This is a genomic window from Flexivirga alba, assembly GCF_042661025.1.
Lineage (GTDB): Bacteria > Actinomycetota > Actinomycetes > Actinomycetales > Dermatophilaceae > Flexivirga > Flexivirga alba.
Map to the genome: position 1 here is coordinate 641,435 of NZ_JBHSWH010000001.1, position 21,057 is coordinate 662,491.

Below are 21,057 nucleotides of genomic sequence, written 5' to 3' on the forward strand. Positions count from 1 at the left end.
TGGTCAAATCCTCCAGAAGAGAGTCTCAATCCGTGACCTCCCGACGTCGCATCACCAACGCCGACTACACCCGCCTGCTGCGGTTGCGCACTCGCCTGCGCAAGTTCGAGCACTGGAGCGCCGAGCAGGCGGCGGCGATGGGACTGACCGCTAGCCAGCACCAGTTGCTGCTGGCCATCCGCGGGCACGAAGGCTCGGACGACCCGACGATCGGCGACGTCGCCGACTACCTGCTGGTGCGCCACAACACGGCTGTCGAGTTGGTCAACCGGACTCAGGAACTCGGCCTGATCGACCGCAGCCGGGACGGGGACGACCATCGCGTCGTCCGCCTGACCCTCACCAGCGAGGGTCGCAAGCGACTCAACGCACTCTCCGCGGACCACATCGAGGAGCTGGCCCGGCTGGCAGAGGTCGTCGACGAACTCTTCGACACCCTGCACACGACCTGAGACCAGGCCGTGGGAAATGGGTCAGGACTCGACGTGCGCCTTCAGCGCGTTCAGCATCTCTTGCCAGAATCGGCTGAACTGCGCGGCCTGTTCCTGGCTCGCGCAGCCGTCCTGGGTGAGCTCGAGGTGGGTGCCACCCGCTGACGCGGTCGAGCGTGTAGACCAGGGTGTGGTAGCTGGCCGGCTCGTCGGGCTGGCCCATTATCGGGCTGTAGTGGGTGAACGACAACAACGCGTGGCTCGTCGTAGGTGAGTACATCGCCCTTGTCCTGGTAGGAGTGGCCGTCATACTCGCCGTCCCAGGTGATCGGGGAGCCGACCTCCCAGGTCGTGGTGACCCGTGAGCCGGCCAGGTACGTGGCGATCTGGTCCGGCTCGGTGAGCGCGGCCCACACCTGCTGGGCGGTAGCGGCGACATCTGCCGCAGCGGTGGCGGTGAACCCAGCCATGATCGTCATCTCCTCGAGAGGGTGTACGACTCACACAACCACCGTGCGGCAACCCCCGCAAACCCTGACTGCTGACTCGGCGTCAGCCGATCGGCTCCTGCAACTCGGTCACCCAGGTCTTCGGATCGCTCGAGGTCTCCAGGTAGACCTCGCGGGACGGGCCACCCGTACGGCGGCCGGCGTTCTCGACCCAGGTGAGCAGCCCCTGCCAGGACGCCATGACCTGGTCCATCGGACCGCGGTGTGTCAGCACCGCCACCTCGGCCCCGGGCAGAGTCGTGACGGTCAACCCGTTGGTGTCGGCGCCGGTCGCGATGACCGGCACTCCGGCGTGCACCGCGACGGAGCCGTCCGGCTGCTGGTCGTACCAACAGGTCAGGCGCCCGTCAGGGTCGGGCGTAGCCTCGGCGTGGGCCAGCAGTTCGCCCAGCTCGGCACACAGCGGCTGCACAACCGGGCCGATGTCGTCGGGGCTGAAACTGGCTGCGGTTGCTCGCAATTCGACGTAGTCAGCCGAAGGAACGGACTTGATCAGGACATTCGTGTCGGACATGGTGCTCTCACTTTCGATTGCTCGGAGCCGCGCCTCGACCTGCCTGAGCCGCGCCTGGTCGGCAGCGACCGACTCCTCGAGCTCAGCGAGCCGCAGCGCAAGCATCCCGCGCAGTTGCTCACCGGTCACCGCGTCGTCGAGCAGCACGCCGACCTGATCGAGCGTGAAACCCAGGTCCTTCAGCGCCACCAGCCGGTTGAGCCGCGCGAGTTGCGCGCCGTCATACCGTCGGTAACCGCTGAACGGGTCGACCTCGGCCGGTTGCAACAGCCCGATCGCGTCGTAGTGACGCAGCATCCGGACCGACACCCGGCCGTGTCTGGCGAAGTCTCCGATGTTGAACATGACTCCTTCAGTTCACGGCCTGACACGGTGTCAGAGTCAAGCCTCGCCCGAAAATCCTTCCTCGCGCAATCACTCCCCGCGAGGCGCCGGACAGCAGTAGGTTGCGAAATACCCCTGGTCACCCGACCAACTCTGGGAATGTCCTTGCCCCCAAAGGAGCGCCCATGAAGCGCAAGTCGTACGCCAAACTAGCCCTCGCCACCATCGCCGCCGCCGGCCTGACGGCCACGACCCTGCCGGCCTACGCCGCCAGTCCGTCCGGTGCGTTCACCTACCGCGTCAAACCGATCGTGGTGAAGTCGCACCTCGCCACCAGCTCGATCACCCCGGCGCTCACCCCGGCCGAGTGCCTGGCCTCCTCCGGTGGCACATTCGCTTGCCAGACACCGGACAGCATCCGGGCGGCATACAACATCCCGGCCACCATCAACGGTCAGCCGGCCGGCACCGGCCAGACCATCGTCATCGTCGACGCGTTCGGCAGCCCGACCGCCGCATCGGATCTGGCAGTCTTCTCGAACCAGTGGGGACTGCCTGCTGCCGACCTGAGCATCCACTACCCGGGTGGCAAGCCGACCTGGAACGGCCGCGGCACCCAGCTCGACTGGGCTCAGGAGACCTCCCTGGACGTCCAGTGGGCACACGCCGTCGCGCCGGGCGCCAAGATCGCGCTCGTCGTCGCGGCCAACGACCACGGCGCCTCGCTGGACAGCGCAGTGAAGTATGCCGTCGACAACAAGCTCGGCAACGTGCTGTCGATGAGCTACGGCTCCTCGGAGAACCTCATCCACGGCAACAACGCCCAGCAGTTGCAGGCCCACAAGACCTTCGCCAAGGCCGCGTCGCAAGGTATGTCGGTCTTCGCGTCCTCGGCCGACGCCGGCTCGGACAACGGCGCGGGCTACGAGAACTTCGCACTGCCCGCAGCAGACCCGCTGGTCACCGCGGTCGGTGGCACCAACCTGTATGTCGGCAGCGGCCTGCCAGAGCCACGCGAAACCGTGTGGGGTGACTACGCCAACTGCCCGACGAACTGCGCGGACGGCCCGATCGGCGCCACCGGCGGTGCACCGAGCCTGATCACCGGCAAGCAGGGCTCGGACGTCGCCTACAACGCCAGCGTCTACACCGGCGTGCTCACCTACCTGGGCATGATGGGGGGCGACGCGAACGGCTTCTACTACTTCGGTGGCACGTCGGCCGGTTCGCCGCAGTGGGCCGGCATCGCAGCGGACCTCGACCAGGCGGGCGGCAAGCCGATCGGCAGCGTCAACCAATACGCCCAGACGTGGGCCAACAGCGGCAAGCTGTTCGACGTGACCGAAGGCAGCAACTCAACCCCGACGTTCTCCGGCGGCTACTCCGCGACGGCCGGCTGGGACTCCCCGACCGGCTGGGGCACCCCGGACGTCGGCTCGATCATCGGCTCGCTGTCGAAGTGAGCGACTGACCGTTTCCGCAAATGCGCTGAGCGGCATACCCATCGGGTATGCCGCTCAGCGGCGTTCCGGCCGACGCAGGCCGCCGGACACATCCACAACAACACACGCACCCCGGAGTCTGATCAAATAGGAGCAGTGATCGCAAAGGGAGGGGCGACCGTGACCACTACACATTCCGGCTCGGCACAGCTGGGCACCGAAGCCGCTGGCACTTCGCGCTTCGTTGCCCCAGGTATCGACAGCCTCAACGTCCGGATGGGGCCGAGCTCGGCATACCCGGCAGTCGGGTTGCTGATGCCGGGCGCCGAGGTGACCGGCATCGAGTACGCCGGTTGGCTGCAGATCACCGAGGGCTCGCTGGTCGGCGGTTGTGTGAGCACTGACTACCTGACCACCGACCGGCCGGCTGCGATGCCGTCGGTCCCGTGTCCGCACATCGTCGGGCGGGTCACCACCGACAACCAGTTCGCCAACATCCGCTCCGGCCCCGGCTTCAGCCACCCGATCGTCGGACGCTACACGTGCCATGAGCGGGTCGCCGGCGCTCTCGTCGACGACGGGCCGTGGATCCGCACCGACCGCGGCTACCTCAACGGCGGCACGATCGCGATCTACGCGACCAACCCGGGCAGCCTCAACGGCTGCATACCGCTCCACCTGTTGTCGCCAATTCCGTTGTGTTACAACACTGATTCGCACTTCGACCCCGGCTACACCCAAGCGACGCCGCGCTACCTCAACGGCTCCGCACTGAGCGCGCTGCATCGTCTGCAGGCCGCGTTCAAGCGACAATTCGGTCACTTCGCCACGATCGACCTCACCTATCGCTCGTATGCCGAACAGCAGTACTGGCACGAGAAATTCGGCAGTCCGCGTGCCGCTCATCCAGGCACGTCCAACCACGGGTACGGCCTGGCGATCGACTTCGAGGAACGCGACGAACCGTGGATCTTCTCGTGGGGCGCGGTCGCCAACCGGTGGCTGTTGACCCACCAAGCCGGATTCGGCTTCCACAACCCCTACGCCTCGACGCTGCAAGAGGGCGAGGACTACCACTTCAACTTCGTCGGCTGAAGACCCGACGCCTTACGGTCGGCGCCGCAGTAATGTCGACGGGCCCGCTTACCGTCACGTTTTCGGAGATGAAACATGCCTCGTCGTGCAGCAAGGGCGTACCGAAAATCGACTCGGTGAAATCGACGATCCGCCACGTCGAGACCGCATCCGGCGGCTACACGGTCATCGCCAACTTCGGTGACCAGTTCAGCGATCTGATCGGCGGTCACGCCATCGTGCCGGTCAAGCCGCCGAACCCGACGTTCTACCTGCCGTGAACCCGCGCCGTCCCCTCTCGCCGACAGGCTCAGAAGCACCCCGAGAGGCTCAGCAAATCGCCCGCTCTACGGCGATTTTGCTGGGCCTCTCGAGCGCTTGCTGGGCCTCTCGGCGAAAATGGTTCGTCGTGCTCCCTGGATAATGGCGCCCGTGAACCCGACTCGACTGCGCACCGTTTTGGCCCGCTGGAACGTCTGGGTCCCCATCCTGGCGCTGCTGCCGCTTCCCTTCACGTTCGGAAAGCACATCGGCCCGGCGTGGATCGTCATCGTTGCTCTGTTGCTGGGCGCCTCGGTGCTCGCTGCGGTGCATCACGCCGAAGTCGTGGCGAACCGGGTGGGTGAACCGTTCGGGTCTCTCGTGCTGGCCGTCGCGGTGACCGTCATCGAGGTCGCCCTCATCGTGACGCTGATGGTCAGCGGTGGCTCCGACGCCAGCACTCTTGCCCGCGACACCGTCTTCTCCGCGGCGATGCTCCACCTGCAACGGCATCGTCGGCATCTCGTTGCTCGTCGGTGCGATGCGCCACAACACTGTCACTTTCAACGCCGAAGGGACCGGCGCGGCGCTGGCCTGTGTGCTGACGCTCGCGACCATGTGTCTGGTGCTGCCGAACTTCACCTCGAGCGTGTCAGGTCCGGAGTTCTCCGGGTCCCAGCTGACCTTCGCGGCGATCGCGTCGCTCGCGCTGTATGGCCTCTTCGTCGTCACCCAGACCGTGCGGCATCGCGACTTCTTCCTGCCGGTGCACCGTGCGGACTATCGACCTCTGGCCGGCGACAACGGGTATGCCGCGACCGCACCGGACGACCTGACCACCCAGGAGTCCGAGGGTGAGCACGCCGAACCGCCCAGCAATCGCGCCGCGTTGCAGAGCCTGGCGCTGCTGCTCGTCTCGCTGATCGCGGTCGTCGGCCTGGCCAAGGTCGAGTCGAAGCCGATCGAGGACGGTGTCCGATCGCTGGGCCTGCCGCATTCGTTCGTCGGAGTCATCATCGCCGTCCTCGTGCTGGCTCCCGAGACGCTCGCCGCGGTCAACGCCGCTCGACGGGACCGCGTGCAGATCAGCCTCAACCTCGGCTACGGCTCGGCGATGGCATCGATCGGCCTGACGATCCCGGTCATCGCGATCGCGTCCATCTGGTTGCCCACCGATCTGCACCTCGGCCTGGGGCACACGCAGATCGTGCTCCTCGGCATCACCGCGGCCGTCGGGATCCTCACCGTCGTGCCGGGGCGAGCGACGCGCCTGCAGGGCGGCATACATCTGGTGTTGACGGCGGCGTTCATCTTCCTCGCCGCGAATCCGTAGAGACCACAGAGGGTTTCGATACGCGCTCCTCAGCTTCGCTCCCCGCCCTACTCAACCAGCATGGAGTCACAACCATTTCCGTTTGCGGAAGATGACGAAGAGTACCGAGCAGACGATGAGCATCAACACGATGCCGTAGGGGTAACCGAGCGCCCAGTGCAACTCGGGCATGTTGTCGAAGTTCATCCCGTAGATGCCGCTGATCAGCGACGGCGCGAAGAGGATTGCCGCCCAGGCGGAGATCTTCTTGACCTCGTCGTTCTGATCCATCCCGGCCTCGGCGAGCCGGCGCATCTCTTCGTTCTGGGTCTGCGCGACCAGGGTCGCGTTGAGCGTGAGTATGTCGGCCAGGTTGGCCCGGAAACCGTCGACCCGCTCGACGACACTGGTTGCGTGGTCGGTGACGTCCCGCAGCATGCGCTGCAGCTCCTCGTCGGTGTCGTACTTGTCGAACCCATCCTCCAGACCTTTCACGATCTGCAGCAACGGTTTGGTGGCCCGCTGCAACTCGGCGACCTCACGGGACAGCTCGTAGATGCGTCGGGACACGGCGGGATCGGACTCGAAGACCTGGTTCTCGATCTCGTCGATGTCGTTCTCGAGGCCTGCTATCACCGGGGCATAGCGGTCGACGACGAAGTCGAGCATCGCGTAGAGCACCGCTTCCGGCCCGCGGGCCAGCAACTCCGGGTCGGACTCCAGTCGCTCACGGACGGCGGCCAGCGTCGGCCGGTCGGAGTGACGAACCGTGAGCACGAAGTCGGGGCCGATGAAGAGGTGCAGCTCACCGATCTGCACCGTCTCGGATGCGTCCAGGTAGATCGCGGGGCGCAACACGACGAAGAGCGTCTCGTCGTACCGCTCCAGCTTGGGCCGCTGGTGGGCGACGATCGCGTCTTCGACCGCGAGCGGGTGGAGGTTGAAAACCTCTGCCATGTCATTGATCTGAGTCTCGGTCGGGTGAAAAAGCCCGATCCAGGCCATTGGCTTGTCGGGACCGTGCAACCGGTGCATCGCCTCGCGCAACGACTTCGGTGCCTCCACCCGGTGGCCGTTGCAATAGACCGCCTTCTCGACCACCGACTCCTCGACCGGCACGTCGTCCTGATCGCCCCGACGCGGTTGCAGGATGCGCTCGGGCGCGTCGTCGCGCGACGACGCGCTAGCGGGCAACGCTGCCGTCGATCGGAAGGCGCGGTTCCTCCAGTTGGGCACGGTCAGAGCCTAATTCACCCCACGAAGTTTCTCCGCCGCTTCGCTCCCCCGAATACTTCGCGGGGACCCCGAATCTCGCGGGCAACGCTCCCGAAGCGCATCAGGACTCGCGCGGGCGGGTCATCGCCAGCACGTCGAGCACCCGGTCCAGGTCGGCTTCGCTGATCGCGCCGTTCTCCACGTGTCCTCGCTCGACGACAACCTCACGGATCGTCTTGCCCTCCTTGAGCGACTGCTTGGCGATGGCGGAGGCCTCGTCATACCCGACGTAATGGTTGAGCGGGGTGACGATCGACGGTGAGGACTCGGCGAATTCGCGGCACCGCTCGACGTTGGCGGTGATGCCGTCGACGCACCGGTCCGCGAAGAGCACGCTCACGTTGGCCAGGATCTCGATCGACTGCAGCAGATTGTCGGCGATGACTGGCAGCATGACATTGAGCTCGAAGTTGCCAGCAGCACCGCCCCAGGCGACCGCTGCGTCGTTGCCGACGACCTGGGCAGCTACCTGGCAAACCGCCTCTGCCAGAACAGGATTGACCTTGCCGGGCATGATCGAGCTACCCGGCTGCAGGTCTGGCAGGAAGATCTCCGTCAGGCCGGTGCGCGGGCCGGACCCCATCCACCGGATGTCGTTCGCGATCTTCGTCATACTGGCCGCGATCGTGCGCAGCACACCGGACAGCTCCACCAGCGCGTCGCGAGCGCCCTGCGCCTCGAAGTGGTCGGCCGCCTCGGTGAGCGGCAGGTCCATGTCTTCGGCAAGTCGCGAAATCACTTCTCCGGCAAGGCCTTTCGGCGCATTGATTCCAGTGCCGACCGCGGTGCCGCCCAACGGCAGGGAGCCCACGCGGGGAGCGCGTCCTGCAGGCGCGCCACCCCGAGGCGGATCTGCGCGGCATACCCACCGAACTCCTGACCGAGCGTCACGGGGGTCGCGTCCATCAGGTGTGTGCGCCCCGACTTCACCACGTCGGCGAACTCGGTCGCCTTCCGCTCCAGCGCTTCAGCAAGATGCTCCAGCGCCGGGATCAGCTTGCGTACCACCGCACGCGTGGCGGCAATGTGTATGGCGGCAGGGAACTGGTCATTGGAGGAGAACGGATCGTTCACGTCGTCGTTGGGATGCACCGGCTCGCCCAGCGACTCCTGAGCCAGCGTCGCGATGACCTCGTTGGCGTTCATGTTCGACGAGGTGCCCGAACCGGTCTGGAAGACGTCGATCGGGAACTCTGCGTCCCAGTCGCCGCGCGCCACCTCGGCCGCCGCGTCATGGATCGCCTGCGCCTTGCGCTGGTCGAGCATGCCGCGCTGACCGCGGATGATGGCCGAGCAACCCTTGATCGACGCGAGGGCGCCGATCAGTTCGCGCTCGATCGGACGACCGGAGACCGGGAAGTTCTCCACCGCACGCTGTGTCTGCGCACGCCACTTGGCGTGGACCGGAACTTCGATGTCACCCATCGAGTCGTGCTCGGTTCGGGTAGTGGAGGTTGAATCACCTTGTGGTGTCATGGTTTTCGACTCCCGTCAATGACGTCGGCCGAGCATGCGATCAGCCGACTTCGGCTCGTCAACCAGTCTGCCACGCGGGCTTCGCGCAGAGGTCAGCCGCCCGACCCCGCCCGCAGCGGAGCACGACCGACGGGCTGCTCCGGCCGCGGTGTGATCGGCTTGGGCGGCTTCGTCGCGCGTGACGCCGGTTTCCCGGAGCGCAGCGTGAACTTGCGCCCATAGTGCTTGATCGTGGTGTGCGCGTCCGGGCCGTCCTCCAGCTGGTAGGTGGTCCGCTCGTGGGTCACCTCGACCCGGATCTTGCAGCCCTGCCACCGAATGTTGAACGCCAGCCGCTCGATGCCTTCGGGCAATGCGGGCGCGAAGCTCAGCTGGCCGTGGTGATCGCGCATCCCGCCGAAGCCGCAGACCAGAGACAACCAGGCACCGGCTAGCGACGCAACGTGCACGCCGTCCTTGGTGTTGTGCTCCAAGTCGTGCAGGTCCATCAGTGCGGCTTCCGTCGCGTAGTCGTGCGCGAGTTCGACGTGCCCGACCTCGGCCGCGATGACCGCCTGGGTGCAAGCCGACAACGAGGAGTCGCGGGTGGTGAGCGGCTCGTAGTAGGCGAACGCACGCGCCTTCTGCTCAGCGGTGAATTCGTCACCGCACCAATGCATTGCGAGGATCAGGTCGGCCTGTTTGATGACCTGGCGCGGGTAGATGTCGACATACGGGTAATGCAACAGGAGCGGGTAGCTGTCGCTGTCGTGCGTCTCCTGGAAGTCCCACACCCGGTGATTGGTGAAGTCGGCGTCCTGCATGTGCACGTCGAGCTCGTCGTCATACGGCACCGCGATCGTCTCGACCGCGGCCCACCAGTCGGCTCGTTCGGCTTCGGTGACTTTCAGCTCTTTGGCAACCTTCGGCCAGCGCTCGACGGCCTCCGCGGCATAGCGCAGGTTCCGAGCCGCCATCAGGTTCGTGTAGACGTTGTCGTCGACGATCGCGCTGTATTCGTCCGGACCCGTCACGCCGTCGATGTGGAATCGGCCGTCGTTGCCGTGGTACCCGATGCCGGCCCACAACCGGGCCGTCCGGACCAGCAGTGGGAGCGCGACCTCTCGATCGAACTCCTCGTCATTCGTCCAGTAGACGTAGCGTGCCGCGGCCACCGAGATGGCCGCATTGACGTGGAAGGCTGCCGTGCCGGCCGGCCAGTATGCCGAGCACTCCTGCCCGCGAATGGTGCGCCATGGGAACGCAACTCCGCTGAGCTTCAACGTCTTTGCGCGTTCTTCGGCCAGATCGGCGATGGACAACCGCCAGATCAGCGCATCGCGCGCGGCTTGCGGAGCGGTCGCGGTCAGCACCGGCAGGACATACATCTCGCTGTCCCAGAAGCAGTGCCCGTCATACCCGGGACCGGTCAGGCCCTTCGCCGGTATGGCGCGGCCCTCCGCTCGGGCGCCCGACTGCAGCACGTGCCACAGCCCGAAGCGAACGGCCTGCTGGATGACCGGGTCGCCGTCGACCTCGACGTCGGCTCCGTCCCAGAACTCGTCCAGATAATTGCGCTGCTCGGCGACCAGGTTGTCCCACCCGGTGTGCAGCACCGCCGACAACGCAGCGTCGACCTGGTCCCGCAACGCGGGCAACGTGCGTTGCGAACTCCAGCCGTACGCAACGAATTTCGTCATACCGACCGTATCGCCGGGCTGCAGCTCGGTGCCGACCGTGGTGCGGGTCCAGTCCGGCTGCACGTAGGTGTTGCTGTGGAATTGAGTCCCGTCGTCACCGTGGATCTCGTGGTCACATGCAACCGCCACCCGAAGCTTGCTGCGCCGAGTGCGGTGGATCAGTTGCGACCGGTTGCCGGTGTTGGAGGCTTCCTCGGGCTTCAGTGGATCCTTCAGCGCAGCGGCCACCCGCGGGTCCTTCGACTCCACTGCGAGCTTCTCGTTGGCGACCATCTCCGACTGCATCACGATGCGGACCGGCTTGTTGACCGCCTCGACCGAATAGCGGATCGCGAGGATCGCTCGTTGGGTGAAGGAGACCAGCCGGGTCGAGCGGATGCGCACCTGTGTGCCGGCGGTGGTCTCCCAGGTCAGGTCGCGGTGCAGCAACCCTTCGCGCAGGTCGAGAGTGCGCTCCTGATGTCGCACCACGCCATACCGAAGGTCCAGCGGTTGGTCGTCAACGAGCAGCCGAATGATCTTGCCGTCAGTGACATTGACGATCGTCTGCCCCTCTTCGGGGTAGCCGTAGCCCGCCTCGGCATACGGCAGTGGACGCTCCTCGTAGAACGAGTTGAGATAGGTCCCAAGCAGGCCGTTCGGCGTCGACTCGTCGTAGTTGCCGCGCACGCCGATGTGACCGTTCGCCAGGGCAAAGACTGATTCGGATTGTGCGAGATTTCCCGGGTGCACACCGAGTTCCCGGACGCGCCACGGCTCGACAGTGAATTCGCTCTTGGCATTGTCTGCCACGACTCAGTCCTTCTGTTCGATGAGTTCGGAGAGGTCCTGCACCACGATGTCGGCGCCGTTCTGCTTCAACGCAGCCGCGTGACCGACCCGATCGACGCCGACCACGAAGCCGAATTTGCCCGCGCGGCCGGCCGCAACCCCGGACGTCGCGTCCTCGAAGACGGCAGCCTGGTCGGGTGTTGCGCCGGCGAGTTTCGCACCGGCGAGAAAGGAGTCCGGCGCCGGCTTGCCCTTGATGTGTTGCTCCGCCAAGGTGACTCCGTCGACACGCCCCTCGACATACTGCTCGAGCCCGGTGACCTTCAGGACCATCTCGGTGTTCGCGCTCGACGACACGACGATCCGGCGCAGACCCTGTTCCTGGGCCAGCTGCAGGTAGCGACGGCTGCCTTCGTAAACCTTGACGCCGTTGCGCTCGATCTCTGCCTGCAGCTTGACGTTCTTCCGATTGCCCAGTCCCCAGACGGTTTCGGCATCACCACCATCATCTGGTGAACCGTCAGGCAGCTGTATGTCGCGGGAGGCGAGAAAGTCACGCACTCCGTCCTGGCGCGGTTTCCCGTCGACATACTTGTTGTAGTCGTCCTCGGTGAACGGCTGAAAGTCCTTGCCGTCCTTGGCTTCCAGATAGGCGTCGAACATCTGCTTCCACGCCTTGCGGTGCACGCTCGCCGTGTCCGTGATGACCCCGTCGAGATCGAAGAGGCAGGTCGTGATCGAGTCCGGCAGTCCAAGCATCGAACGTTCCTTAGTTGCGTAGGCAGTTGGCTCGTCGTGGTCGCACCACCTAGTGCGGTGCGTGCAAAGTTGTTGGACAGTCGCTTCGCGCCTGACCAGCAACTTTGCCCACATCCGTACCTGCTCTATTTCTGACTCACTGCACTAGTGGGGCTCTTGGCAGGCTAGACCCGAACCGGTCGTCGTCAAGGACGTTGGGCGCAGTGTCCGCAGACGCACAGCGGCCCGGCATCGCGCATCACGCACGAAACCGGGCCGAGGGCGCGGAGGTCAGGTCGTTGCGTGACCGGCCAGCGCGTCGACCGCCACCCGCAGCGCGTCGGGATTGTCGGCGGCCTCGATCACGGCGTCGACCGCCGCGTCATGGCTGGCGAAGATCGCAGCGAGCACAACGCCGGGGAGCAATCCCGTACTGCGGTCGCATCCCTGCTCCGTCTGCGCGGCACGCAACTCGCCACGCAACCCGTGCAGCATGCGACGCATACTTGCCGTCACCCGCTCGAAACGACGACTGCGCGGACCCCGTCGTCCGCGACCGCCCGGCCCGAATCCGGCGAAACCTTCACCGAATCCTTCGAATTCGCCACCCCAGGGGCCGCGACCGTGCGGGCCGCCGCGCCGCGGCCCACCGCGACGCTCATCGCGGTCCTTCCGCTCCTCATCGCGCCCACGCCGGTCGCCATCGGAATGGTGCCCGCGCTCGCCACGACCACGACCGCGGCGCTGCCCCCAGCGCTCGGTGATGTCCTCACCAAAGGCGTCGCGGACGGCCTCACGGACCTTGTCCAGGTCGATGCCGATGGCCTTCAGCGCCTCCTTGTCCTCGTCGAGGTTGTCCGACGAGTCGGTCGGTTCGTCGGCGTCATCGTCTTCGCGCCGGTCGTCGTGTTTCTCTGCCACGACCTGGCGCACCCAGTCGTAGGTGACGCCCTGCCCGGCCAGCACTTCGTATGCCGATCCGCGGACGTTGGCCAACAGGCCCAGGAGCAGGTGGTCGGGGCCGAGCAGATCGTGCCCGAGCTCCCGTCGCTCTTCAGTGGCCTGCATCATCGCTATCCGTATTTCAGAATCCATTGAACGAAACATTGCTTGTCTCCTTGAAGTTTGTTGTTTCCCAGTGCGTTTCACACCAGGTGCACGGCCGAGCGGGCGTCATACGACATCGGCTCAGGAGTGCTTCTGATGAACGGCTTGCCGGCTGACCTGCAGGACATCGGCGATGGCCTGCCAGCTCCAGCCGCGCTCCCGGGCATTGCGCACCTGCACGTCCTCCAACCGGTCGGCGAGGACTCGGAGTGCACGCACCGCTGCCAGCCCCTGTGCGGGATTCGTACTCGCAGCAGCTTCGGTGAGCTTCAGTTCGTCGTTCATGTGTCAATAAAACCTGACAATGCCATATCTGTCAACTAAACCTGACAACGGGCCGTCCTTGCCGCATGACGGCATAGTGGGTGTGCGGCATACGCTCCGGGTATGACGCTTCCCGGAGTCACCCGCGCCGTCGACCGTGCTGTTGCGGACCGTCACATCGCCGGCGCAGTGGTACTCGTCGCCAGGGACGGACAACTCGTCCACGAGCAGGCCGCAGGGATGGCCGATGTCGAGTCGCAGACGCCGATGGCTCCCACCACAGTTTTCCGGCTCGCCTCGGTGACCAAACCGGTCATCGCCGTCACCGTGATGCACCTGGTCGAGCAGGGCACGTTGGACCTGACGACCCCGATCACCCACTGGCTGCAGGGTTTTCGACCAGCGCTCGCCGACGGCTCCGTGCCGGAGATCACCGTCGATCAGTTGTTGACACACACCGCCGGTCTCGCCTATCGCATGGGCGAGCCTCCAGGCAGCGACTACGACCGACTCGAGGTCTCCGACGGCCTCGACCGCACCGACCTGACGCTCGCGGACAACCTCGAGCGCATCTCCCGGACCACCTTGCGGGCCGTCCCGGGCACCGAATACCGCTATTCCGTCGCGTATGACGTGCTCGGCGCGCTCATCGAAGCAGCCACCGGCGCGACGTTGCCGCGAGCTGTCCAGGACATCGTCTGCGTGCCACTGCAGCTGGCCAGTTTCGCCTTCTCCATCGGGGAGAGAACGCCGATCGCGACGGCATACAGCGACGGCCTGATCCCGATCACCGATGAGCCGATCCCCAATGACACCAACGTGGTTCGTTATGCACCGGAGCGGATCTTCGATGCCTCGCAATGGCCGTCGGGTGGCGCCGGCGCTGCAGCCCACGCGCACGACGTGCTGCGCTTCTTCAATGCCGTCGCCCTCGGCGGCGCACCGATCTTGCGATCCTCCACCGTGGCCGAGATGTATGCCGGTCGCATCGGCCGGCAGCTCACTCCGACGCTGCGCGATTCGTTCGGCCGCGGCTGGGCAATCGCGTCCCCGGACACCGGGCCGCTCTACGGGTTGCCGGTGGGTTCGGTGCACTGGGGCGGCGCCTACGGACACACGTGGTCGATCGACCCCGCGACGCGCACGGTCATCGTGGCGCTGACCAACACCTCTCCGGAGGGTACGGCGGGCGCTTTCCCCTCCGACGTCGCGCGTGCGACACACGTCGACCTGGCGGCCGGCGAAATCGATTGAGGACGCGGCTGGTTCCGATACGCCTCCTCCGCCGCGCTCCCCCGCCTACTCAACCAGCCATTGCCGCGTAGCGTTGTCTCGATGAGCACACCGACATACACACTCCAGGACGGCACGACGCTCCCGGCGATCGGCTTCGGGACCTACCCGCTCAAGGGCGACGAGGGTGTGGACGCGATCGAAGCCGCGCTCGCCGCGGGTTACCGATTGCTCGACACCGCAGTCAATTACGAGAACGAGGCCGAGGTCGGCGAGGCGCTGCGCCGCTCCGGCGTGCCGCGCGACGATGTGCGGATCCAGACCAAGATCCCCGGGCGTCATCACGGGTATGACGAGGCACTTGCCTCGATCCGTTCGTCCTCGAAACCCTCGGCATCGACCGGATCGACGTGCAGCTCATCCACTGGCCCAACCCGAGCGTCGGCAAGTTCGTCGAGGCCTGGAAGGCGCTGGTCACCGCGCAGCAGGACGGGCTGGTGACGACGATCGGTGTCTCCAACTTCACCGGCGCCCACCTGGACCGGATCATCGAGGCGACCGGCGTGACACCGGCCGTCAACCAGATCGAGCTGCATCCCTATTTCCCCCAGGTCGAGATGCGAAAGACCAACGCTGACCTGGGGATTCGCACCGAGGCGTGGAGTCCGATGGGCAAGCGGCAGGCACCGTTCGATGAGGCGCCGGTCGCCGATGCGGCACGCGCACACGACGTCACGCCGGCCCAGGTCATCCTGCGCTGGCACCACCAGCTCGGCTCACTGCCGCTGCCGAAGTCGGGCACTCCGGAACGCCAGCAGGCCAACCTCAACGTCTTCGGTTTCGAGCTCTCCGACGCCGAGATGGTCGCCATCACCGGCCTCGGCCGTGACAACGGCCGCCTCTTCGGTGGCGACCCCAACACCCACGAAGAGATGTAGCCCTCCCGCACCACCACCACCCCTCTCGCCGAGAGGACACCCAATGATCGAGAGGACAGGCGATTCCCCCGATCTAGGCCGTATTTCGGCCGAAAACGAGTGTCCGCTCGACAATCGCCTGTCCTCTCGGCAAAGGGGGCGGCGGGTCGGGCGGTCAGTCCGTTGCGCGCACCGGGTCGTATGACGCACGCCGGGCGGCCCGGCGCAGCACGACCAGGACCGGGCGACCCACCAAGGCGATGGCCACGGCATTGGTGATGGCCCGGCCGGTGTCCCATCCACCGGTCGACGTGACCAGCGTGTAGACACCGAAGCGATGCAGGTTGTCGAGCAACGAATCCACCGGCACATAGGCGAGATTGGCGTGTCCACCGAGGTCGACGCCGGCCAGGAACGGCCAGCTGTAGAGGTTCATCAAGGCCCCGAACAAGTATGCCGCGAGCACGCCGTACACGATGAGCATGACCACCTCACGGGTCCCCCGGACACGACGCGGCAAGAGGCCGGCGCCCATCCCGATCCATGCCGAGCAGAGCATCTGGAAGGGCAGCCACGGGCCGACTCCTGCAGTGATCAGCGCGGATGCGAAGAGCGACGTGCAGCCGAGGACGAAGCCGAAGCCCGGCCCGAACACCCGCCCGGCGAGGATCAGCAGGAAGAAAACGGTCTCGACCCCGCCGGTGCCACCGCCGGTCGGTCGCAGTGCTGCGTCGATTGCCGACAATACGCCCAGCATCGCCAACGCCTTCGAATCCATTCCGCCGTCGGCGAATTCGGCCAGTATGACGAAGACCAGCAACGGCAGCGTGACCGCGAAGATGATCGGTGCGTCAGTGACATGCGCGGTCCCTGACGTGCTGTGATGCGTCAGCAACGGCCAGCAGAACATCGCCAGCCCCGCGACGGACATCAACGCCAGCATCAGGGCGCTACGCGGCCGCAACGGAACGGCGTGACTGCTCAACGTGGCAACGAGGTCCGCCTGCCGATCGGCCATGACCGGCTCGGTCACCTGCTTCATGGCTCACTCCGCATCGCGTCGGCGACGTCCTGAACCGTCAGGAACTGCTGCGGCGCAAGGACTTTGGCGACCTGCGGCGCGAAGATCGGCGATGAGGCGACGACGTCTGCGGTCGGACCGTCCGCGATGACATCGCCGTCGGCCAGGACGACGACCCGATCGGCGAGACCCGCGACGAACTCCACATCATGAGTGGCCACGAGCACGGCGTGCCCGTCACCCGCGAGCTCCGCCAACTGTCGGATGAGCAGCGCCTTCGCGCTGTAGTCGAGCCCGCGCGTCGGCTCGTCCAGCAGCAACACGAGCGGACGCGCGGCGAGCTGAATCGCCAGCACCAGCGAAAGGCGTTGCCCTTCCGACAAATCCCGCGGATGCTGACGGTCTTCGATGCCCGGTGCCAGTTGCTCGAGCAGCTCGCGGGCGCCGGCCCCAGCGGCGGCACATTCCTCGCCGACACTTTCCAGGTAGAGCAGGTCCGCAGCAGTCTGTGGCACCAGACCGATGCGCGCCGCCGAGCCACCCGACCGCTTCCCCGCCCACCAGCAGTCTCGACACCGTCAACGACGACAGACCCGGCACCGCGTGGCCCGCTGCCTTGCAGCGCCCACATCAACGACGACTTGCCGGAACCGTTGCGGCCCATCAGTGCGGTCACGGTGCCGGCCGCGAGCTCGAGGTCGACGTCGCGCACGGCGACCCGCTGGCCGTATCGCACGGTCAGCCCGTCGGCACGGAGCACGGTCTCGCCGGCGGGGCGGGTCCTCGGCGTCGGCTCGGCGAGTTGCCCACGCAGCGGACGGGCCGCGCGACGGGCATCCCGAACGGACAAGGGAAGCGGCGTCCAGGAGCAGAGCCGTCCCAGCTCCACGACCGGCGGGGCGACGGGTGCGTCGATCATCATCGTCGCCGGATCGCCGCTGCGGACGATGCCGTCGCCGGACAGGGAGATCACCGAATCGGCATACTGCACAGCTCTTTCCAGCCGGTGCTCAGCCATCACGACCGTCGTCCCGAGGTCGTGGACAAGGCGGGTGACAGCCGCGAGCACCTCTTCGGCAGACCCCGGGTCGAGTGCCGACGTCGGTTCGTCGAGCACGAGCACCTTGGGTGCCGTCACCAGCGCGGCACCGATCGCGACGCGTTGCTGCTGCCCTCCGGACAACGTTGCCAGCGAGCGCCCGCGCAGCGCAGCGATCCCGAGCAGGTCGAGCGTCTCCTCGACCCTCTTGCGCATCGTCGTCGGTGAGACGCCCAATTGCTCCATCCCGTAGGCGAGTTCGTCCTCGACGGTGTCCGCGACGAACCCTGCGAGAGGGTCCTGCCCAACCCGGCCGACCACGTCGGCCATCTCACGCGGCGGGTGGTCGCGGGTGTCCATGCCCGCGACCGTGACGGTCCCCGACAGCCGCCCGCCGGTGAAGTACGGCACCAGCCCGTTGATCGTGCCGAGTAGCGTCGACTTGCCGACGCCCGTCCGGCCGACCACCAGCGCGAGCTCGCCCTCCTCCACGTGCAGGTCGACATGCGACAGCTCGGGCTCTCGCCCGTCGTCATACCGAACGGACACATCGCGCCACTCGATCATGTCGACACCTCCACGTCCGGATCCTGTATGACGCTGGGCGGCGACACCACCGCAGCGACCAAGCCGATGACCACGGCGACCAGGGGCAGCAGGTCGACAACCGGCCATTCGACCGGTGTCGTCGAGGGATTCAGATGTGCCGGAGCGTACTGCGTGGCCAGGATCATCAGCACGCCCGAGGCGAGACCACCTGCCGCAACAGCCATTGCCGTGAGATCGAACGGCTCGACCCGGTAGCGGGTCACGGTTCGTTCACGGGCCGAGAATGCCAGTCCGAGCACTGCGAGCGCGACGCCGAGCACGAAGGCCGGCCAGCGGAACAGCGCCGGCGCTCGGTCGTCGAGCACGCCGAAGGTTCCGATGCACACCGCGATCAGCCCCACGACGGTCAGGACTCCGAGCAGCCGGCGGGTCCGCACCGGCGTCGATCCGCGCCGGCCATAACCGCGCGAATCCATAGCAGCCGCAAGGAGAAGGGAACGGTCCAACGCATCCGAAAGCACCGGAACGATGACCCGCCGCACGACCTGCCACTTCCGTCCTCGGTCCGGTCGAAGCTGCTGGGCGCGCCGCACCCGCCGGATGCTGTCAGCCATCTGCGGGAAGACGGACACCGCGACCACCACCACAGTGCCGATGTCGTAGAGCGCGATCGGCACGACCTTGAGCAGTCGCTTCGGGTTGGCCAGCGAGTTGGCGGCGCCGATGCAGATGATCATCGCGGCGAGTCGCAGGCCGTCATACAGGCCGTCGAGCACGTCGGACAGGTGCACGGGACCGAGCAACGAAACCCCAGCCGCCCAGTCCGGCAACGGGATTCGCGGCAGGTCCAGCAGGACGGTGCCGCCGCCGGACGCGCCGAGGAAGCACCGGAACGCGACACGCACCACGACGATGAAGGCACCGAGCAGCAGGTAGAGCCGCAGCGACCGCGACCACGGGGCGTCGCCGCGCCGGAGCAGCACGACGAAACACGCGACAGCGATGAGCAGCAACAGCAGCAGCGGGTTGGTCGTGAATGACGCCGCCACCGCCAGACCGATCGCCCACAGCCACCAGGCGATCGGGTGGACCGGAGCGGGCAGACGTTTCACCCGAGTGCGATGCGTGCGAAGTTGCTGGTCTATTTCTGACTCACTGCTCTAGTTGCGCCTGCGGACGATCGCAACCGCACCGCCGCCCACGACGAGCGCCGCCAGGACGCCACCCCCTACGACGGTGGTCGCATTGACGCCCGACGACTTCTTGGAGTCCTTGATCAGGTCGTCACTGTTGGCCATGGGCGCTCCGGCGACATTCGTCGGACCGCCCGACGACGTGCCCGTAACACCGGCCGAACTGGACGACCCCTTGCTGCGCTTCGCCTTCGACGAGCTGCTCGCGGAGGACGAGTGGCTCGCCTTCGCCTTCTTCTCGGCAGCCTTCTTCTTCGCTGCCTGCGAAGCCTTGGACGCCGTGGTTGACTTCGGCTGCGAATGGGTGGACCCGGCCTTGCTCGACGTCGAATTCCCGTTTGGGTCAGTCGTTTTCGGGTTGCTCGGCGCGGTCGTGGTCGTATGGCGCGGCGGCGCCGGCGGCTGGGTCGTCGTGTGCGTCGGCGCAGGCGGAGGCTTCGGAGCTGCAGGACGGGTCGGGGTGTAACGCGGCGAGTAGTTGGTGCCGCCCTCGCTGAACGCCCATCCCTCGAAACCGCCTGGGATGACGTGGCTGGTGGACGCACCGTCACCGCTGGAGGACCAGGAGCCGCCGTTCGGTGCCTGGGTGTACCACCAGTGCGCATTCGGCGGAGGGGTCCGCCCACACGACTCGTGGTAGCCGCCGGGCAAGGTGGCCGTTGCCGACGGCTTGCCGTAGAGCCGGCAGATGAAGGCAAGCCCGTACTGTCGAGTCCCCTCCGCCGGGATCCCGGCCGCCTGCAGGGCATCGACGCCAGAAGCGCCACTGCCCACCGGCGCACAGCGCACCGCGATGCCGCCCCCGAGTTCGCGGAAGTCGACGACCACGGTCACCCCGGAGCTGGTCTTGCACACGCCGTTGTAGCCGGCGGCCTGTGCGGGCGCGACCGATCCGACATACGCGAACGAGGTTGCGGAGGTGGCGAGTGCGACGGCTGCGACGGCACGAACCGGGCGGCTGGGCATGCGGATGGAGTCCTTTCGGTCGCGACTCCACGCGTGCGACACGATCTCGCCCGCGACTGCAGTCCTCGACAGTCGATCCGGTGACCGGTGGCGCAGGTATTCCGACTCGTGACCGATCGGCCACTCACGGCTGCGGGACAGCGCCGGAATCGCACCGGCTTCCCCTGCTCACACCTTGGCGCCCGACACGGACGCCACCCCGAAGGCTAGCAGCGGTTCTGGAAGAGTCTGACGAGTGAGCACCGCACCCATCCTCGACGCCGCGGCTGCGGTGGAAACGCTCGCCGACCTGGCTGCCGCGACCGACCGGGTGATCGTCGGCCTGACCGGCCCGCCGGCCGTCGGCAAGTCGACCGCCGCCGATCAGCTCGCCCGGGGCTGCCGTGAGCGCGGCATACGGACGGTGGTCGTGCCGATGGACGGGTTCCACCTGGCGCAGGCGGTCCTCGACGAGCGGGGCTGGGCACCGGTCAAGGGCGCGCCGCACACGTTCGACGCCCTCGGGTATGTCGAACTGCTCTCCCGCATCCGCAGCGAGCGCGACCGCACCGTGTGGGCTCCGGCGTTCGACCGGTCGCTGGAGGAGCCGATCGCAGGAGCCATCGAGGTGGCGCCCGACACGCAGGTCGTGGTCACCGAGGGCAACTACCTACTGCTCCCCGACGAACCCTGGTCCGAACTGCCCCGGCTGCTGGATGCCATTTGGTATGTCGAAACCCCCGACGAGCTCCGGCGGGAGCGGCTCATCGAGCGACACCGCAGCTACGGCCGCAGTCTCGCCGAAGCGTCGCAGCGTGCGCTGGGTTCCGACGAGCGCAATGCCGACCTGGTGCGGTCGACGCGGGAGAGGGCGGACGCCATACTCCTGCTGCCGTAGGCGCCGCGGGTGTGACCGATCACACGCGCACGCGGTATGTCGCGCCACGCACGGAGGCAACCCGGACGCCGGTCGTGCGTCTACC

The 21,057-nt window shown here is 66.7% G+C and carries 17 protein-coding genes, 4 pseudogenes and 1 riboswitch; of the genes and pseudogenes, 8 read left to right on the plus strand and 13 right to left on the minus strand.

Annotation, left to right across the window (positions count from 1 at the left end; genetic code table 11):
• Positions 1-32 precede the first annotated feature (32 nt).
• Positions 33-452 carry a MarR family winged helix-turn-helix transcriptional regulator gene (locus ACFQDH_RS03230; protein ID WP_382398426.1) on the plus strand — a complete coding sequence of 140 codons (420 nt, stop codon included), beginning with the start codon at positions 33-35 and terminating at the stop codon, positions 450-452.
• Positions 453-502: 50 nt separating this feature from the next.
• On the opposite strand, the gene ACFQDH_RS03235 is transcribed toward ACFQDH_RS03230, so the two are convergent.
• On the minus strand, positions 503-901 hold the full coding sequence (locus ACFQDH_RS03235) for an SRPBCC domain-containing protein (protein WP_382398428.1): 399 nt from the start codon (positions 899-901) through the stop codon (positions 503-505).
• An 82-nt stretch (positions 902-983) separates the two neighbouring features.
• On the minus strand, positions 984-1,799 hold the full coding sequence (locus tag ACFQDH_RS03240; protein WP_382398430.1) for a MerR family transcriptional regulator: 816 nt from the start codon (positions 1,797-1,799) through the stop codon (positions 984-986).
• A 164-nt stretch (positions 1,800-1,963) separates the two neighbouring features.
• Here ACFQDH_RS03240 and ACFQDH_RS03245 point away from each other — a divergent pair, with 164 nt between their 5' ends.
• The 4 genes and pseudogenes from ACFQDH_RS03245 (at position 1,964) to ACFQDH_RS03260 (ending at position 5,888) form a co-directional block, all read left to right on the plus strand.
• Entirely contained in the window at positions 1,964-3,241 is a 1,278-nt protein-coding gene (locus tag ACFQDH_RS03245) for a S53 family peptidase (protein WP_382398432.1), read from the plus strand.
• A 159-nt stretch (positions 3,242-3,400) separates the two neighbouring features.
• On the plus strand, positions 3,401-4,315 hold the full coding sequence (locus ACFQDH_RS03250; protein ID WP_382398434.1) for a D-alanyl-D-alanine carboxypeptidase family protein: 915 nt from the start codon (positions 3,401-3,403) through the stop codon (positions 4,313-4,315).
• Between the two features lie 116 nt (positions 4,316-4,431).
• A complete protein-coding gene (locus tag ACFQDH_RS03255) occupies positions 4,432-4,575 on the plus strand; it encodes an HAD family hydrolase (protein ID WP_382398436.1) in 144 nt (47 codons plus the stop codon).
• A gap of 142 nt (positions 4,576-4,717) precedes the next feature.
• Positions 4,718-5,888 (plus strand): annotated as a pseudogene (locus ACFQDH_RS03260) (calcium:cation antiporter).
• Positions 5,889-5,954: 66 nt separating this feature from the next.
• Here ACFQDH_RS03260 and ACFQDH_RS03265 read toward each other — a convergent pair.
• From ACFQDH_RS03265 to ACFQDH_RS03290, 6 genes and pseudogenes are all read right to left on the minus strand, one after another.
• Positions 5,955-7,103: a magnesium and cobalt transport protein CorA gene (locus ACFQDH_RS03265; protein WP_382398438.1), complete on the minus strand. Its 1,149-nt coding sequence runs from the start codon at positions 7,101-7,103 to the stop codon at positions 5,955-5,957.
• 100 nt (positions 7,104-7,203) lie between these two features.
• Positions 7,204-8,618: pseudogene (locus ACFQDH_RS03270) on the minus strand (class II fumarate hydratase).
• A gap of 92 nt (positions 8,619-8,710) precedes the next feature.
• The gene (locus ACFQDH_RS03275) at positions 8,711-11,089 is read right to left on the minus strand and encodes a glycoside hydrolase family 65 protein (RefSeq protein WP_382398440.1); all 2,379 of its coding nucleotides are present in this window, start codon (positions 11,087-11,089) and stop codon (positions 8,711-8,713) included.
• Positions 11,090-11,092: 3 nt separating this feature from the next.
• On the minus strand, positions 11,093-11,827 hold the full coding sequence (locus ACFQDH_RS03280; RefSeq protein WP_382398442.1) for a beta-phosphoglucomutase family hydrolase: 735 nt from the start codon (positions 11,825-11,827) through the stop codon (positions 11,093-11,095).
• A gap of 270 nt (positions 11,828-12,097) precedes the next feature.
• Entirely contained in the window at positions 12,098-12,901 is an 804-nt protein-coding gene (locus tag ACFQDH_RS03285) for a Clp protease N-terminal domain-containing protein (RefSeq protein WP_382398444.1), read from the minus strand.
• 93 nt (positions 12,902-12,994) lie between these two features.
• Positions 12,995-13,198: an RNA polymerase subunit sigma-70 gene (locus tag ACFQDH_RS03290; protein WP_325551857.1), complete on the minus strand. Its 204-nt coding sequence runs from the start codon at positions 13,196-13,198 to the stop codon at positions 12,995-12,997.
• Positions 13,199-13,300: 102 nt separating this feature from the next.
• Here ACFQDH_RS03290 and ACFQDH_RS03295 point away from each other — a divergent pair, with 102 nt between their 5' ends.
• Entirely contained in the window at positions 13,301-14,431 is a 1,131-nt protein-coding gene (locus ACFQDH_RS03295) for a serine hydrolase domain-containing protein (RefSeq protein WP_382398447.1), read from the plus strand.
• Positions 14,432-14,512: 81 nt separating this feature from the next.
• Positions 14,513-15,348: pseudogene (locus ACFQDH_RS03300) on the plus strand (aldo/keto reductase).
• 154 nt (positions 15,349-15,502) lie between these two features.
• On the opposite strand, the gene ACFQDH_RS03305 reads toward ACFQDH_RS03300, so the two are convergent.
• The 5 genes and pseudogenes from ACFQDH_RS03305 to ACFQDH_RS03325 all read right to left on the minus strand — a co-directional run bounded on the left by ACFQDH_RS03305 (position 15,503) and on the right by ACFQDH_RS03325 (position 20,095).
• Complete coding sequence (locus ACFQDH_RS03305; protein WP_382398449.1) at positions 15,503-16,369, minus strand: ECF transporter S component; 867 nt, start codon at positions 16,367-16,369, stop codon at positions 15,503-15,505.
• Positions 16,366-16,863, minus strand: a complete 498-nt coding sequence (locus tag ACFQDH_RS03310; protein WP_382404800.1) for an AAA family ATPase — start codon at positions 16,861-16,863, stop codon at positions 16,366-16,368. Before ACFQDH_RS03310 ends, ACFQDH_RS03305 begins: the two co-directional genes overlap by 4 nt.
• Positions 16,864-16,958: 95 nt before the next feature.
• A pseudogene (locus ACFQDH_RS03315) lies at positions 16,959-18,062 on the minus strand (ABC transporter ATP-binding protein); the annotation flags it as partial.
• Complete coding sequence (locus ACFQDH_RS03320) at positions 17,951-19,048, minus strand: energy-coupling factor transporter transmembrane component T (protein WP_382398451.1); 1,098 nt, start codon at positions 19,046-19,048, stop codon at positions 17,951-17,953. The pseudogene ACFQDH_RS03315 and the gene ACFQDH_RS03320, both read right to left, overlap by 112 nt.
• A 48-nt stretch (positions 19,049-19,096) precedes the next feature.
• Positions 19,097-20,095: a hypothetical protein gene (locus ACFQDH_RS03325; protein WP_382398453.1), complete on the minus strand. Its 999-nt coding sequence runs from the start codon at positions 20,093-20,095 to the stop codon at positions 19,097-19,099.
• A 74-nt stretch (positions 20,096-20,169) separates the two neighbouring features.
• Positions 20,170-20,307: riboswitch (cobalamin riboswitch) on the minus strand.
• A gap of 23 nt (positions 20,308-20,330) precedes the next feature.
• Here ACFQDH_RS03325 and ACFQDH_RS03330 point away from each other — a divergent pair.
• Positions 20,331-20,972, plus strand: a complete 642-nt coding sequence (locus ACFQDH_RS03330) for a nucleoside/nucleotide kinase family protein (RefSeq protein WP_382398455.1) — start codon at positions 20,331-20,333, stop codon at positions 20,970-20,972.
• Positions 20,973-21,057 lie beyond the last annotated feature (85 nt).

Bases quoted from the DNA above. Each gene is read 5' to 3' on its own strand.
- ACFQDH_RS03285 (WP_382398444.1), bottom strand. From the start codon at position 12,901: ATGGATTCTGAAATACGGATAGCGATGATGCAGGCCACTGAAGAGCGA.
- ACFQDH_RS03305 (WP_382398449.1), bottom strand. From the start codon at position 16,369: ATGAAGCAGGTGACCGAGCCGGTCATGGCCGATCGGCAGGCGGACCTC.
- ACFQDH_RS03235 (WP_382398428.1), bottom strand. From the start codon at position 901: ATGGCTGGGTTCACCGCCACCGCTGCGGCAGATGTCGCCGCTACCGCC.
- ACFQDH_RS03280 (WP_382398442.1), bottom strand. From the start codon at position 11,827: ATGCTTGGACTGCCGGACTCGATCACGACCTGCCTCTTCGATCTCGAC.
- ACFQDH_RS03295 (WP_382398447.1), top strand. From the start codon at position 13,301: ATGACGCTTCCCGGAGTCACCCGCGCCGTCGACCGTGCTGTTGCGGAC.
- ACFQDH_RS03245 (WP_382398432.1), top strand. From the start codon at position 1,964: ATGAAGCGCAAGTCGTACGCCAAACTAGCCCTCGCCACCATCGCCGCC.
- ACFQDH_RS03325 (WP_382398453.1), bottom strand. From the start codon at position 20,095: ATGCCCAGCCGCCCGGTTCGTGCCGTCGCAGCCGTCGCACTCGCCACC.
- ACFQDH_RS03290 (WP_325551857.1), bottom strand. From the start codon at position 13,198: ATGAACGACGAACTGAAGCTCACCGAAGCTGCTGCGAGTACGAATCCC.
- ACFQDH_RS03240 (WP_382398430.1), bottom strand. From the start codon at position 1,799: ATGTTCAACATCGGAGACTTCGCCAGACACGGCCGGGTGTCGGTCCGG.